The sequence below is a fragment of the Candidatus Methylomirabilota bacterium genome (assembly GCA_035260325.1).
GTDB lineage: Bacteria > Methylomirabilota > Methylomirabilia > Rokubacteriales > CSP1-6 > AR19.
Genome location: DATFVL010000095.1, coordinates 1 through 13,017, shown reverse-complemented (window position 1 = coordinate 13,017; position 13,017 = coordinate 1). Strand labels below are relative to the sequence as shown.

The 13,017-nt window shown below is 71.7% G+C and carries 14 protein-coding genes; 5 read left to right on the top strand and 9 right to left on the bottom strand.

The features are described from left to right. Positions 1 to 22: 22 nt before the first annotated feature. From VKG64_06860 to VKG64_06825, 8 genes are all read right to left on the bottom strand, one after another. Complete coding sequence (locus tag VKG64_06860; GenBank protein ID HKB24760.1) at positions 23 to 865, bottom strand: class I SAM-dependent methyltransferase; 843 nt, start codon at positions 863 to 865, stop codon at positions 23 to 25. A 169-nt stretch (positions 866 to 1,034) separates the two neighbouring features. Beyond that, positions 1,035 to 1,463: a secondary thiamine-phosphate synthase enzyme YjbQ gene (locus VKG64_06855; GenBank protein ID HKB24759.1), complete on the bottom strand. Its 429-nt coding sequence runs from the start codon at positions 1,461 to 1,463 to the stop codon at positions 1,035 to 1,037. Between the two features lie 117 nt (positions 1,464 to 1,580). Then, entirely contained in the window at positions 1,581 to 2,411 is an 831-nt protein-coding gene (locus VKG64_06850; protein HKB24758.1) for an ABC transporter permease, read from the bottom strand. Further along, complete coding sequence (locus VKG64_06845; GenBank protein ID HKB24757.1) at positions 2,404 to 3,348, bottom strand: ABC transporter permease; 945 nt, start codon at positions 3,346 to 3,348, stop codon at positions 2,404 to 2,406. The genes VKG64_06850 and VKG64_06845 overlap by 8 nt, the downstream gene beginning before the upstream one ends. Positions 3,349 to 3,369: 21 nt before the next feature. Further along, positions 3,370 to 4,860 carry an ABC transporter substrate-binding protein gene (locus VKG64_06840; GenBank protein HKB24756.1) on the bottom strand — a complete coding sequence of 497 codons (1,491 nt, stop codon included), beginning with the start codon at positions 4,858 to 4,860 and terminating at the stop codon, positions 3,370 to 3,372. A 17-nt stretch (positions 4,861 to 4,877) separates the two neighbouring features. Then, positions 4,878 to 5,828, bottom strand: a complete 951-nt coding sequence (locus tag VKG64_06835) for an SDR family oxidoreductase (GenBank protein ID HKB24755.1) — start codon at positions 5,826 to 5,828, stop codon at positions 4,878 to 4,880. Beyond that, positions 5,825 to 6,943: a glycosyltransferase gene (locus VKG64_06830; GenBank protein ID HKB24754.1), complete on the bottom strand. Its 1,119-nt coding sequence runs from the start codon at positions 6,941 to 6,943 to the stop codon at positions 5,825 to 5,827. The genes VKG64_06835 and VKG64_06830 overlap by 4 nt, the downstream gene beginning before the upstream one ends. Next, positions 6,940 to 7,311: a cupin domain-containing protein gene (locus tag VKG64_06825; GenBank protein ID HKB24753.1), complete on the bottom strand. Its 372-nt coding sequence runs from the start codon at positions 7,309 to 7,311 to the stop codon at positions 6,940 to 6,942. Before VKG64_06825 ends, VKG64_06830 begins: the two co-directional genes overlap by 4 nt. A 101-nt stretch (positions 7,312 to 7,412) precedes the next feature. Here VKG64_06825 and VKG64_06820 point away from each other — a divergent pair, with 101 nt between their 5' ends. The 5 genes from VKG64_06820 (at position 7,413) to VKG64_06800 (ending at position 11,510) form a co-directional block, all read left to right on the top strand. Continuing rightward, positions 7,413 to 8,042: a DUF1054 family protein gene (locus VKG64_06820; protein HKB24752.1), complete on the top strand. Its 630-nt coding sequence runs from the start codon at positions 7,413 to 7,415 to the stop codon at positions 8,040 to 8,042. A gap of 44 nt (positions 8,043 to 8,086) precedes the next feature. After that, positions 8,087 to 8,740 (top strand): HAD family phosphatase, encoded by a 654-nt coding sequence (locus VKG64_06815; GenBank protein ID HKB24751.1) that lies wholly within the window; start codon positions 8,087 to 8,089, stop codon positions 8,738 to 8,740. Beyond that, the gene (locus VKG64_06810) at positions 8,728 to 9,330 is read left to right on the top strand and encodes a methyltransferase domain-containing protein (GenBank protein ID HKB24750.1); all 603 of its coding nucleotides are present in this window, start codon (positions 8,728 to 8,730) and stop codon (positions 9,328 to 9,330) included. The genes VKG64_06815 and VKG64_06810 overlap by 13 nt, the downstream gene beginning before the upstream one ends. A gap of 38 nt (positions 9,331 to 9,368) precedes the next feature. After that, positions 9,369 to 10,691 carry an ABC transporter substrate-binding protein gene (locus VKG64_06805; GenBank protein ID HKB24749.1) on the top strand — a complete coding sequence of 441 codons (1,323 nt, stop codon included), beginning with the start codon at positions 9,369 to 9,371 and terminating at the stop codon, positions 10,689 to 10,691. Between the two features lie 87 nt (positions 10,692 to 10,778). Next, positions 10,779 to 11,510: an ABC transporter ATP-binding protein gene (locus tag VKG64_06800; GenBank protein HKB24748.1), complete on the top strand. Its 732-nt coding sequence runs from the start codon at positions 10,779 to 10,781 to the stop codon at positions 11,508 to 11,510. A 26-nt stretch (positions 11,511 to 11,536) separates the two neighbouring features. Here the strand turns inward: VKG64_06800 and VKG64_06795 are convergent, their stop codons facing one another. Continuing rightward, on the bottom strand, positions 11,537 to 12,745 hold the full coding sequence (locus VKG64_06795; GenBank protein HKB24747.1) for an IS110 family transposase: 1,209 nt from the start codon (positions 12,743 to 12,745) through the stop codon (positions 11,537 to 11,539). Positions 12,746 to 13,017: the final 272 nt, after the last annotated feature.

The window sequence follows — 13,017 nt, the reverse complement described above, 5'->3', positions numbered from 1 at the left end:
ACCGGTCACCATGCGTGCCGCGTCAGCACGGGTCCGGGGTGCGCGCGACCACGGTCAGCCGCCCGCCCTGCCGGAGGACTGCGAGCGCTGCCCCGAGGCCGAAGGACACCCACGCCGGCGTGAGCAGGCGGGCGAGCCGGCCCGCGAGCGGCGCGAGCGCCGGCCGGTCGTTGCCGAGGAAGTCCAGGCTCCCGGTGATGTTCCTGAGCACCTTCTGGTGGAACACCCGCTCGACCCTGAGTCCGCACCCGCCGAGCAGACGTGCCAGCACCTGCGGCGTGAAGTGCCAGAGGTGGCGTGGCACATCGAGCCCGTACCAGCGGCTGCGGAACGCGACGAACTCCCAGCAGCCCGCGTTCGGCACGCTGAACACGAAGTACCCACCCGGCCGCAGTGCGGCGGCGACTTTCCCCAGCACCGTACGCGGGTTCTCGAGGTGCTCGACGACCATCCACGCGAAGACCGCGTCGAAGGTCCCCGGCGCGACGTCGATCGCCTCGGCACGTTCCCGGTGGACGTGGATGCGCGGATCCCGGGCCAGCCGCGCCGCGGGCGGCGCCGCCGGCTCGAGCGCATGGACTTCCCACCCGCGCGCGAGCGCGTGCCGGACGAAGAGCCCCGCGCCGCTGCCCAGCTCGAGCACGCGGGCGCCCGGCGGCAGATCGGGCGTCCACCAGATGCGCCGGCTCCCGAACCGCTCTTTGAGCCAGCCCCGCGAGCGCGAGCTGGCGTTCGTCTCCTGCCCGCCGGACTCGTCACCCGCGTCGCGGTGAGGACCGTAGTCTGCCGGGTAGTAGGCGGCCAGCGCCTCACCCGTGGGCCGCGGTGAGGTCTGTTTGAGGCCGCACGTAGCACAGCGCACCACCCAAAATTCTCCTGGCAGGTGGTGCAGACGATCGTGCGCGGCGAACAGGCGCTGCACGACACGTGCTCCGCACAGCGCGCATTCCTGGTTCGTCTCGGGAATAGGCGGCCTACCGCAGTGGGGGAAGTGACTCGCGACGGCCCGTCGCTGACGGTGAGGGTGGCCGGCCTTACTCGCCGATCACCTGGATGCTGATCTCCCGCTTCCGGGGTCCGTCGAGCTCGGCAAAGATCACGGACTGGAACCGGCCGAGCGTCAACTCGCCGTCGTTCACGCCGAGGGCGATGCTGCGCCCGAGGAGCGCGGCGCGCAGGTGCGAGTGCGCGTTGCCGCGCTCGCAGTCCGACACGCGCGGGTCGTCGTGACGGTAGCCGTGGCGCTCGGGCACGAGCCGCTCGACGAGCGCCTTAAGGTCGTCGATGAGCGCGCTCTGGAACTCGTTGATGAACAGCGCGCAGGTCGTGTGGAGAGTGTTGATGAGCGCGATGCCCGCCCGGATGGGCGATTGCTGCACCGCGTCCCGCACCAGCTTCGTGATGTCGGAAACCTCGGTGCGCTCCTCACTCGACAGCGTGAACGAGGTGGTGAAAACCTTCATGTCTGTCTTCTCTCCGAGGCGCATGCGCCTGGATTCGCTGGTCAAAACACCAGCGGGGGCTGCGCCGAGACCAACGGATACCATAACGACACACCGCGGTAAAAGTCAACCTCTCGCTCATCCCGTCTTCGGGTCGAGAAGGTCGCGGAGGCCGTCGCCGAGGAGGTTGAGCCCGAGCACCGTGAGGGCGATCGCCCCGCCCGGGAAGACCGCGAACCATGGGTTCAGGGAAAGAAAGTTCTGTGCGTCCTTCAGCATGAGCCCCCACGAGGGGTGCGGCGGCTGCGTGCCGAGCCCGAGGTAGGCGAGCGCGGCCTCGGCGAGGATCGCCACCGGGAAGCTGGTCGTCGCCTGGATGATCAGGGGCGGCAGCGTGTTCGGGAAGATGTGGCGAGCGATCAGGCGCGCGTCGCGCGCGCCGAGCGCCTGCGCGGCGAGGACGAACTCGCGCGGCGCGAGCTCGAGGAACCCCGCGCGCGTGAGCCGTGCGAACGCGGGCACGAACGCGATGCCGATCGCGACCATGCTGATCACGACGCCCGGCGCGAACACGGCCGCGAACAGGAGCGCCGACAGGATCGCGGGGAACCCCTGCAGCGCGTCGATGAGTCGCATGCACGCCTCGTCGAGCCACCCGCGCGCGTAGCCGCTCGCGATGCCGAGCAGGACTCCGACCGCGGCGCCGATCCCCACCGCGATCACGCCGACCGCGATCGAGGTGACCGCACCGCGCATCACGCGCGACAGCACGTCGCGCCCGTACTGGTCGGTGCCGAACGGGTGGTCCGCCGACGGCCCCTGGAGCCGCCCCGTGATGGACATGGCGAGCGGATCGTCCGGCGTGTAGACGAGCGAGAGCGCCGCGGTCAGGACCAGGAGCGCGGTGACCGCGACGCCGAGCGCGAACGTCAGATGCCTGAGCGGCCGCCTCCGGCGCCGGCTATTCATAGCGGATCCGCGGATCGAGGAGGCCGTAGACGAGGTCCACGGCGAAGTTGATGACGACGATGCAGGAGGCAACGAAGAGCGTCACGCCCTGGACGACGGGCAGGTCGCGCGCGGTGATCGCGCCGAGCGCCAGGCGCCCGAGCCCGGGCAGGGCGAAGACCGACTCGAGGATGATCGAGCCCGCCATGAGCTGGCCGAGCTGGATGCCGGCGACGGTGACGACCGGGATCAGCGCGTTCCGGAGCGCGTGCCTGCCGAGCACCGCCGCCTCGCTCACGCCCTTGGCGCGCGCCGTGCGCACGTAGTCCTCGCGCAGGACGTCGAGCACCGACGAGCGTGTGGCGCGCACGAGCACGGCGGCCTGGAAGAAGCCGAGCGCGAGCGCCGGCAAGAGGAGCGACCGCACGCCCGGCCACACACCGCGCGACCAGCCCTCGAAGCCGCCCGACGGCACCCAGCCGAGGCGGACCGAGAAGAGGAGGATCAGCAGGAGGCCCGCCCAGAACGACGGCACCGCGATGCCGAGCTGCGAAATGGCCATCGCCGCGTAGTCGCCGGCGCGCCGGTGATGCGTCGCCGCGTAGAGGCCGAGCGGCAGCGCGGTGAGGACCATCAGCGCCGCGGCCATCGCCATCAGCGGGAGCGTGAGCGGCAGGCGGCTCAGGATGAGCCGCCCCACCGACACGTCGTACTGGATCGACACGCCGAGGTCGCCGGCCAGCGCGCGGCCGAGCCAGTCCGCGTACTGGACCGCGAGCGGCCGGTCGAGGCCCAGCGCCTCGCGCAGGCGCGCGACGGCCGCGGGGCTTCCCTCGGTGCCCATGATGATCAGCGCGGGATCGCCGGGGAGCACACGGATCACGACGAACACGAGGACCGAGACGAAGACGAGGGTCGCGACGAGCGTCGCGACCCGCCGCAGGACGTACCGCCGCACGCGCCTACGCGACCGTCGCGGCTACTTCGCCCACGCGACTTCGGAGAGGTCGGCCGCCGGGATCGGCAGGTCCTTCCAGAAGCCCTGGAGTCCCTTCTTCGCGACGAGCAGCCGCGGGTGCATGAAGAGCCAGACCACCGGCGCGTCCGCGACGAGCATCTTCTGCATCTGGACGTAGAGGTCGCGGCGCGCCGGCCCGTCGAGCGTGACCTCCGACGTCCTGAAGAGGTCCTGGAACTTCGCGCTGTCGTAGCGGAAGTAGTACTTCGGCTTCGCGTAGTTGCCGATGTCCCAGGCCTCGGCGTGGCCGATGATCGTCAGGTCGTACTCGGCCTCGCGCCAGACGCGCGCGATCCACTGGCCCCATTCGATCTGCTCGATCTTCACCCGCACGCCGACCTTCTGCAGCTGGTCGGCGATGATCTCCCCGCTCCGCACGGTGTAGTAGTACTGCGGCGAGACCTTCAGCACCGTGTCGAAGCCGTTCGGGTAGCCCGCCTCGGCGAGGAGCTTCTTCGCCCTCGCCGGGTCGTAGGGCATCGCGCCGGCGAGGTCCACGAAGTAGGGGTTGAGCGGATCCACGTTGCTGCCGAGGATGCGTCCCATCCCGAACATCGCGCCCTTCAGCACGTCCTGCTTGTCGATCGCGTGGGTCAGCGCCCGCCGGACGCGCACGTCGGCGTACGGCTTGCGCGAGTTGTTCATCGCCAGGACCACGTCGTTGGTCGTGTCGCCGACGATCACCTGGAAGCGCGGGTCCTTCTGCAGCTCCTGCACGTGCTCGGGCCCGAGGCCGAAGAGCGACGCGTCCACGTCGCCGGCCTTGAGCGCGGCGAGGGTCGCGTTCGGGTCGGCGATGAACCGGAACACCACCTTGTCGAGCTTCGGGAGTCCCTTCACGTGGTACTCCGGGCTCCGGGCGAGCACGATGCGGTCGCCGCGCACCCACTCGGCGAAGCGGAACGGCCCGGTGCCGATCGGCTCGCTCTTCAGCGTCTCCACGGCCTCCCGCGGATAGATGACCGAACCCTGGCGCGCCAGGTTGAGGAGGAAGTTCGCGTTCAGGCTCTTGAGCGCGAACGTGATCGTGTAGTCGTCCTTGACGATGATGTCCCCGATGGCCGCGTAGTAGTCCGGGTACGGGTGCTTCGTCTCCGGGTTCATCGCGCGGTCGAAGACGAACTTCACGTCCGCCGCCCGGAGCTCGCGGCCGTTGTGGAACCGGACGCCGCGCTTCAGGAAGAAGGTGTAGTTCCGGTTGTCCGTCGTGTGCCAGCGCTCGGCGAGCCACGGCACGAGCTTGCCGTGGCGGTCCACCTTCACGAGGCACTCCTGGATGTTGTAGAGGACCACGGCCGCCGTCGCCGACGCCGGCGTGGCGGTCAGGTCGAGGCCGGGCGGCTCGGTGCTGTTCTGGACGACCAGCGTCCCCTGGGCGTGGGCCGCGCCGGGCGCGGCGACCAGGGCGAGCGCGAGCGGTGCCAGGACCATCAGGCGGGCGGCGTGGCGCATCGCGGAGTCCTCCTCGTCTATCCCTTGAACGTCTTGAAGTACTCGACCGTCCGCCGGAGCCCCTCGTCGAAGGCGACGAGGGGCGTGTAGCCGAGCAGCCGCTTGGCCTTCGTGAGGTCCGCGAGCGTGTGCGGGACGTCGCCCGCGCGCGGCGGCGTGTGCTTCCGCTCGAGCCGCCGCCCGAGGATCGCCTCGAGCTTGGCGACGAGCTCGAGCAGGCTCACGTGGTCGCCGCAGCCGACGTTGAAGACCTCGCCGCCCGCGCCGGGCGCGCGCGCCGCCAGCACGTTCGCGTCGACGACGTTGTCGATGTAGGTGAAGTCACGCGACTGGGTGCCGTCGCCGTGCACCTCGAGCGGCCGGCCGCGGAGCGCCCGCAGGATGAAGCGAGGGATCACCGCCGCGTACTCGGACTTCGGGTCCTGGCGCGGGCCGAAGACGTTGAAGTAGCGGAGCCCGACGGTCTCGACCCCGAAGAGACGCGTCCACACCGCCGCGTACTGCTCGCCGGCGGCTTTGGACACCGCGTACGGCGAGATCGGCGCCGGCGGCTGCTCCTCGCGCTTCGGCAGGTCGGGCCGCGCGCCGTACACCGACGACGACGACGCGAAGACGACGCGGGGGACCCGGCAGCGCCGCGCGGCCTGGAACACGTGCAGCGTGCCCGTGACGTTGTTCTCGTTGGCGCCGAGCGGGTCCTTCACCGAGCGCGGCACCGAGCGCATCGCGGCCTGGTGGAAGATCGCCCGCGCGCCGCGCGCCGCCCGCTCGACGGCCGCGCGGTTGCGGAGGTCCCCGCGGACCACCTCGAGTCGCCGGCCGGCCTTCGCCGCGAAGGGCAGGTTCGCGCGCGTGCCCGTCGAGAAGTTGTCGAGCACCCGCACGCGCGCGCCGTCCGCGAGGAGGCGCGCGACGAGGTGCGAGCCGATGAACCCCGCGCCCCCGGTGACGAGGAAGAGGTCGCTCACGACGCCGATTGTAGCGCGGCCGCGCGGTAGACCGCGGCCGTCTTCTCGACCATCGGGCCGATGCCGAACTCGCGCCGCACGCGCTCGCGCCCCGCCTGCCCCATGCGCCCGCGCCGCGCCGGGTCGTCCATGAGCGCCGCGACCGCGGCGGCGAAGGCGCGTGCGTCGCCGGGCGGGACGAGGAGGCCGGTCTCCCCGTGACGGACGACGTCGCGGTGGCCCGGGACGTCGGTCGCGACGACCGCGAGGCCGGCGCCCATCGCTTCGAGGACCGCGAGCGGCAGCCCCTCCTTCTGCGAGGTCGAGGCGTAGAGGTCGATCGCCGGGTAGGCGCGCGCGGAATCGTCGAGCCAGCCCGCGAAGATCACGCGGCCATCGAGGCGCGCGCCGGCCGCGAGCCGCCGGAGCCGGCCGCCCTCGGGCCCGCCGCCCACGAGGAGCAGCGCCGCCCGCGGGCGCTCGAGGGCGCGGAGCGCGCCCAGGAGCGTGTCGAGCCGCTTGACCGGGTCGAAGCGCGCGACGGTGCCCAGCACGAACAGGTCGGGCGCCAGCCCCAGCCCCTCGCGCGGAATCGGCGAGCGCGCGATCACGCGGTCCTGCTCGTCGAGGTCCACGCCGTTGACGATCGTGGCGCTCTGCGCCGGCGCGAAGAGCGCGAGGGCGAGCCCCTCGGCCGCCTGCGCCGCGGAGACGTTGATGACGGTGCGGGTCCAGCGCGAGAGCCGACGCTCGAGCTGGAGGTAGGCCCGCGCCACGCCCGGCGCGTAGCGCTCGTAGTGGATGCCGTGGAAGGTGTGGACGGCGGGCACGCCCGTGATCCGCGCGGCGAGGCGCCCGTGGACGCCGGCGCCCTTGCCGTGCGAGTGGATCACCTGGATCCCGAGCCGGCTCACGAGCCTGACCGTGGCAACGAGAGCGCCGACGCTGAGTCGGTTCGCCCGGACCTCCACGACGCCGACGCCGAGCCGGCCGAAGCGCTCGAAGAACGCGCCGTCGCGCGGCGCCGCGACGGCGACCTCGAACTCGTCACGCGGCAGGCGGCGCACGAGGTCGTAGACCTGCCGCGGGCCGCCGCCGAGCGTGCTCGTCGTGAGGAGCTCGAGGACCCGGATCACGCGCGCGCCGGGTCCACCCGGGCGGCGCCGAGCCCCTGCCCGGGCTGGCGGTACTCCTCGCGCGGCGGCGCGAAGATGTCGAGGACGACGCAGCGGGTGTCCAGGGCGCGGCCGCCGTGCGGGACGTGCGGCGGCGTCTGCCAGAAGTCGCCGGCCCGCACGTGGTGCTCGACGCCGTCCTGGACGCGGATCCACTCGCCCTCGAGGCAGACACCCCATTGCTCGTTCGGATGCGAGTGCACGGGCGACGTCGCGTGCGGGTCCAGCGTCACGATCGACAGCATCGCGTTCACGCCCGGAAAGATCCGCGCGGTGACGCCGGGCGCGAGCTGCCGGACGATGCCGCCCTCGCGGAGGTTGTGGAACATGGGATCTCCTTTCGTCGCCGTTTACAGCCGCGACCTGAGCCCTTATATTAACCCCCGCTCCCAGGGAGGTTCTTTCGCCGAGCCGGCCGAGGAGAACGCCGATGCCGTCAGGTGCATTCGTCGCAGGGGACTTCAAGGTGTTCGACGTGACGGGGTTCCGGGCCCGCATGGACGAGATCCGGGGCCGCGTCCGCCCGAAGCTCGAGACGCTCGGCCACGGCCTGGCGCCCGCGGTCAGCCGGTCCGCGGGCGCGGAGGTCTTCGCGCACGTCGCGAAGCACGCCCGGCGGACCGTCAACCCGCCCGACGACACGTGGGTGGCCTTCGGTCCGGACGCGCGCGGCTACAAGAAGCACTGCCACTTCAAGATCGCCATCTCCCGCCGCCGCGTGCGCTTCCTCTTCGAGGTGGGCCCCGAGCACGCCGACAAGCGGCGCTGGGCGGCGGCGTGGAAGCGGAGCGCCCCGCGGCTGGCCCCGGTCCTCCGCCGCGTGAAGAACCTCGCGTGGTTCAAGAACGAGCACGACGAGGAGCCCGCGGCGCCGCTCGCGGACCTGGCGCCCGACGCGCTCGCCGACCTCGGCGACGAGCTCATGCGGACGCGCGACGGCCAGCTCGTCATCGGCCGCGCCGTTCCCGCGGAGGAGGCCGCGCGCTGGACCGAGGCGCAGTACCGCGCCGCCGCGCTCGAGACCTTCCGCGCCCTCGTCCCGCTGTACCGGCTCAGGTGACGCGCGGGCCGAGGCCCGGTCCTCGCGACGAGGCAAGCGATGAAGTGGCTCGAGCGCCCTCGCGCGGCGTCATCTTCGACATGGACGGCGTGCTGATCGACTCGGGCGCCCACCACCGCGAAGCGTGGCGCGTGCTGCTCGAGGAGCTCGGGACCACGCCCGTGCGGCCGGACTACTGGCGCCTCACGATCGGCCGCCCGGGCAACGAGGCCGTGCCGCTCCTCCTCGGGCGCCCGCTGCCCTGGCCGGAGGCCGCGCGCCTCGCCGACCGCAAGCGCAATCACTACCTCCGGCTCTCGCGCCGGGGCCTCCCCGCGGTCCGGGGCGTCGCCGCCTTCCTCGACGCGCTCGACGCCGCAGCCGTGCCTCGCGCCGTCGCCACCTCCGCCTCGCGCGACGACGTGGATCGCCTGCTCGGCCCGCTCGGCCTCCGCGAGAGCTTCGAGGTCGTCGTCGCCGCGGAGGACGTGCGGTTCGGCAAGCCCGACCCCGAGGTCTACCTGCGCGCCGCCGAGGGCCTCGGGGTCACGCCCGGCGCGTGCCTCGTCTTCGAGGACTCGGTCGTCGGCGTGCAGGCGGCCCGACGCGCGGGCATGCGCGTGATCGGCCTGACCACCGCGCACACCGAGGACGAGCTGCGCGCGGCCGGCGCCGCGTCGGTCATCGACGACTTCGAGGGCCTGCAGTGGCCGGCGTGAGCACCGCCGAGTTCTGGACCGATCTCTACGCGCGCCGCGGCGACGGCTGGGAGCTCGGCCGGCCCGCGCCGACGCTCGTGGACTTCATGGAATCCACGCCGCTCCCGCCGGGCCGTGTGGCGGTCCCCGGGTGCGGGCGCGGGCACGACGTGCGCTATCTGGTGCGGCGCGGCCACGCGGCCGTGGGCTTCGACTTCTCGCCCACCGCGATCCGAGAGGCGCGGGCCCGGGCGAAGGCGGAGCGCGTCACGGCGGCGTTCGAGCAGCGCGACATCTTCACTCTCGGCCGCGACCACGCCAACAGCTTCGACGGCGTGTGGGAATACACGTGCTTCTGTGCGATCGATCCCGCGCGCCGCCGCGAGTACGTCCGCGCGATGTCCGCGATCCTCCGGCCCGGCGGCTGGCTCCTCGCGTGCTTCTATCCGATCCGGCGGGGCAAGGGCGGCCCGCCCTTTCCCATCGCGCGCAGCGAGGTGCGCCGCATGTTCGCGGGACCGTTCCGGATCGAGCGCGCCGGAGCGCCGTTGCGCTCGATCCCGCGGCGCCAGGGCCAGGAATGGATGGTCCTCTTCCGCAAGACGTGTTAACGTTACGGCCACTTTTCGGCTCGAGGAGGTAACCGCGCATGAGATCACTCCGGATCCTGGCGGCGCTGGGGCTCGCCGGCGCCGCGGTCCTCTGGCCGGCGATGCCGCGCGTCGACGCCCAGAGCCAGACGATCAAGATCGGCGTCCTCTACGACCACACGGGCCCGTTCTCGGCCGCCGGGTCTCTCAACTGCTGGCGCGGCGCGAAAATGATCATCGACTACTTCAACGAACGCGGCGGCGTGCTCGGCAAGTACAAGATCGTCCAGGTCGACGGCGACAGCCAGTCGAAGGCCGAGATCGCGATCAACGAGGCCGAGCGCCTGCTGAACGTCGAGAAGGTCGACATCCTCGCGGGCGTCTACTCGAGCGCCCACGCGGTGCCGCTCGCCGAGAAGGTCGACAGGCAGAAGAGGTTCCTGTGGATCACCACCGCGATCTCGTCGAAGGTCTTCGACGGCCGCAACCTCCAGTACACGTTCCGCCCGCAGCCGACCGGCACGCAGTTCGGCGAGCTCTCGGTGCAGTACATCGCCGAGTACTCCCAGGAGAAGCTCAAGAAGGCGCCCAGGGACCTCCGGCTGGCGATCATCTACGAGGACGGCGCGTACGGCACCGACGTCGCGCTCGGCAACGAGCTGAAGGCGAAGGAGCTGGGGTTGAACGTGGTGCTGAAGGAAGGGTACTCGATCAACGCGCCCGACCTCTCGTCGCTCGTGACGAAGCTCCGCGCGGCCCGGCCCGACGTCCTCTATCACACGGGGTACAACCCCGACATCTCGCTCTTCCTGCGCCAGGCTAAGGAGCAGGGGCTGCGTGTCCGGGCCTACATCGGCCACGGCGCGGGCCACAGCCAGCTCGACAAGCTCAAGGAGGCCTTCGGCAAGGACGTGGAGTTCTTCCACACGCTCGACCCGATCGCCTCGCAGCTCCTCGATCCCAAGAAGCTCAAGCCGGGCGTCGGCGAGCTCACCGCCGAGATGGTGAAGCGCTACAAGGCGCTGTACGATCCCAACGCCCCGACGGCCGCCATCGCGCCGCACATCTCGATGGGCTTCAACAACCTGTGGATCCTCCTGAACGACGTGCTGCCGCGCGCGATCCAGAAACACGGCGGCATCGGCCCCGACGCGCTGGCCGCGGCGGCGCGCGAGACCGACATCGCCGAGGGCGGCACCATGCAGGGCTACGGTGTGAAGTTCTACCCGCCCGGACACCGGTTCGCGGGCCAGAACCAACGCGCGTTCCCCGCCGTCTTCCAGATCATCGAGGGAAAGTTCGAGCTGGTCTTCCCCAAGACCGTGGCGACGGCCCCGCCCGTCCTGCCGCTCCCGGCGTCCTCGCCGTTTGCAGCGCGATAAGACTCGGAGGGGGGGCTTCGCCCCCCCTTCCGATACCTCCCCCCCGCGACAGGGTTGCGGCGGCAGAGCCGCCGCTCGAATAGCACGGTGCTGACGATCTCCGCGCTGACGAAGCGCTTCGGCGGGTTCATCGCGCTCAACACCGTCTCCTTCGACGTCGCCGAGGGCGAGATCCTCGGCCTCATCGGGCCGAATGGCTCCGGGAAAACCACCTGCTTCAACTGCATCTCCGGCGCCCTCGCGCCGACGGCGGGCTCGATCACGCTCCGCGGCGGGGAGCTTACCGGCCTCACGCCCGACGCGATCTGCCACCGCGGGATCGCGCGGACCTTTCAGATTCCGCGGCCCTTCCGCAAGCTCTCGATCCTCGAGAACGTCGCCGTCGCGGCCCACTTCGGCTCGGCACGGCGGACCGACGAGGCCTCCGCCCGGCGCCGCGCGCGTGAGATCCTGGAGCTGGTGGGCCTGCCCGCCGACCCCGCCGCCTCCCCCAACCTCCTCGGCGCGGGCGGCCTGAAGAAGCTCGAGCTCGCCCGGGCGCTCGCCACCGGCCCGAAGCTCCTGCTCGCGGACGAGAGCCTCGGCGGGCTCGACCCCACGGAGATGAGTGGCGCCACCGAAATGCTCAAGCGGATCCGCGGCGAGCTCGGGATCACGATCGTCTGGGTCGAGCACATCATGGCGACGCTCATGCGGGTGGTCGACCGCGTCGTGGTCCTCGACCACGGCGAGAAGATCGCCGAGGGCCGGCCCTCCGACGTCGCCGAGGACCCGCGGGTGATCGAGGCGTACCTCGGCGAGAAGATCGTCCTCGCATGAGACATCCTGTGTCAACCATCGCGCGCTCAGGCAGCGGCGAGCGCCTGGGCGGCGCGATGCCGGCGGACGTCGTATGGGGTGCGATCCTGCCAGCAGCGCCAAAGGATGCGGGCCCACGCGCGGGCGAGGATGCGTATTGCATGCTGATGCCGACAGCCGCGGGCGCGGGCGCGCTGATACACGAGGGCGGCCCAGCGCGAGGCATGCCGGGAGTTATCGGCGAAGGTGGTGAGGGCGCGGCGCAGGCGCTTGTTGCAGGCCCAGCGGAAGACCACGGCGTGGTGCTGCCCGGAGGCATGGGTGACGGGCGCCAGGCCGCCCTCGGCGGCGAACTGTTCGTCGCTGGGGAAGCGGGCGCGATCGTCGCCGAGCTCGGCCAGGATCTGAGCGGCATTGACGGCGCCGCTGCGGGGCAGGCTTTGGACGAGGGGGCCGTCCGGATGCTGAGCCAGCGCCGCCTCGACGGCCGCGGAGAGGTGCTGGACCTGAGCGACGAGCGGGGTCAGGACAGCGACGAGGGCGCGGACGACGTCGCCGCTGGCCTCGGCTTCGGCCTCGCCGACCTGGCTGGCCGGCGCGGTGCGCAGGCGCGCGAGCAGCTCGGCCACGGGGCGGCGACCGCAGTAGGCGTGTTGCCCGAGGAACTGGGCCAGGCGTTTTTCGCCCAGGCGCGCGGCGCTCTGGGGCGTGGGGTAGCGGGCGAGGAAGGCGAGCGCGATGGGCGAGTCGATGTCGGCAAAGATGGCCGCCGCCCCGGGCCAGAAGCGCTCGAGCAGGGCGCGCAGCTGATTGGCGAGCGCGAGGCGCTGGGCGACGAGGTCGTCGCGGCCACGCACGAGCGCCCGCAGGGCGCGGGTGTCGTCCGAGGGCGGGCGCAGGGTCGGGAAGCGATGGCCATCGGTGCGCAGCAGATCGGCCAGGATGAAGGCATCGCCGGGGTCGCTCTTGCTGCCGGCGGCGGAGTAGCGGGGACGCGTGGCCTTGAGGGCGTTCGGGTGGATGGGCACCACCTCGACCCCGGCGTCGACGAGCGTGTCGACGAGCAGGCCCGAGGGCCGTTCAAGGGCGACCCGGAGGCCGCCACGGCCACGGAAGCGGCGCAGACGGCCGACGAGCTGCGTGAGCCCCTCGGCGGTGTGCGGCACGGAGCCCTGCCAACGGACACGGCCGGTCTGGTCGATGATGCAGACCGCGTGGGCCCGACTCGCCCAGTCGATGCCGACGAAGAATCTCATTGCGTCGTCTCCAGGGACGGCGAGACACTGCGCGGTGAGAGGTCCGGCCGGTCGCTCACTGATTGGCGCTCTGGCCTGCCTGGGCACGTGGCGCGTCATCCTGTGGCCGGTCTGGGCCTCTCGTTTTATCCGGGGGAGCGGGTCTCATGCTGGCCGTCTCGCGGCGAGCAAGCGTGGCTCTCCCCGAACGCCGATCATCTCGCCCCACTTTCCTCTCTCCACCTGACGAGAGCCGCAGACTTTCCGTCTCGGGGGAGGGTAGGCCAGTGAGC

Coding starts and splice junctions, on each gene's coding strand:
- VKG64_06855 (HKB24759.1), bottom strand. CDS start 1,463: ATGAAGGTTTTCACCACCTCGTTCACGCTGTCGAGTGAGGAGCGCACC.
- VKG64_06850 (HKB24758.1), bottom strand. CDS start 2,411: ATGAATAGCCGGCGCCGGAGGCGGCCGCTCAGGCATCTGACGTTCGCG.
- VKG64_06840 (HKB24756.1), bottom strand. CDS start 4,860: ATGCGCCACGCCGCCCGCCTGATGGTCCTGGCACCGCTCGCGCTCGCC.
- VKG64_06825 (HKB24753.1), bottom strand. CDS start 7,311: ATGTTCCACAACCTCCGCGAGGGCGGCATCGTCCGGCAGCTCGCGCCC.
- VKG64_06820 (HKB24752.1), top strand. CDS start 7,413: ATGCCGTCAGGTGCATTCGTCGCAGGGGACTTCAAGGTGTTCGACGTG.
- VKG64_06805 (HKB24749.1), top strand. CDS start 9,369: ATGAGATCACTCCGGATCCTGGCGGCGCTGGGGCTCGCCGGCGCCGCG.
- VKG64_06795 (HKB24747.1), bottom strand. CDS start 12,745: ATGAGATTCTTCGTCGGCATCGACTGGGCGAGTCGGGCCCACGCGGTC.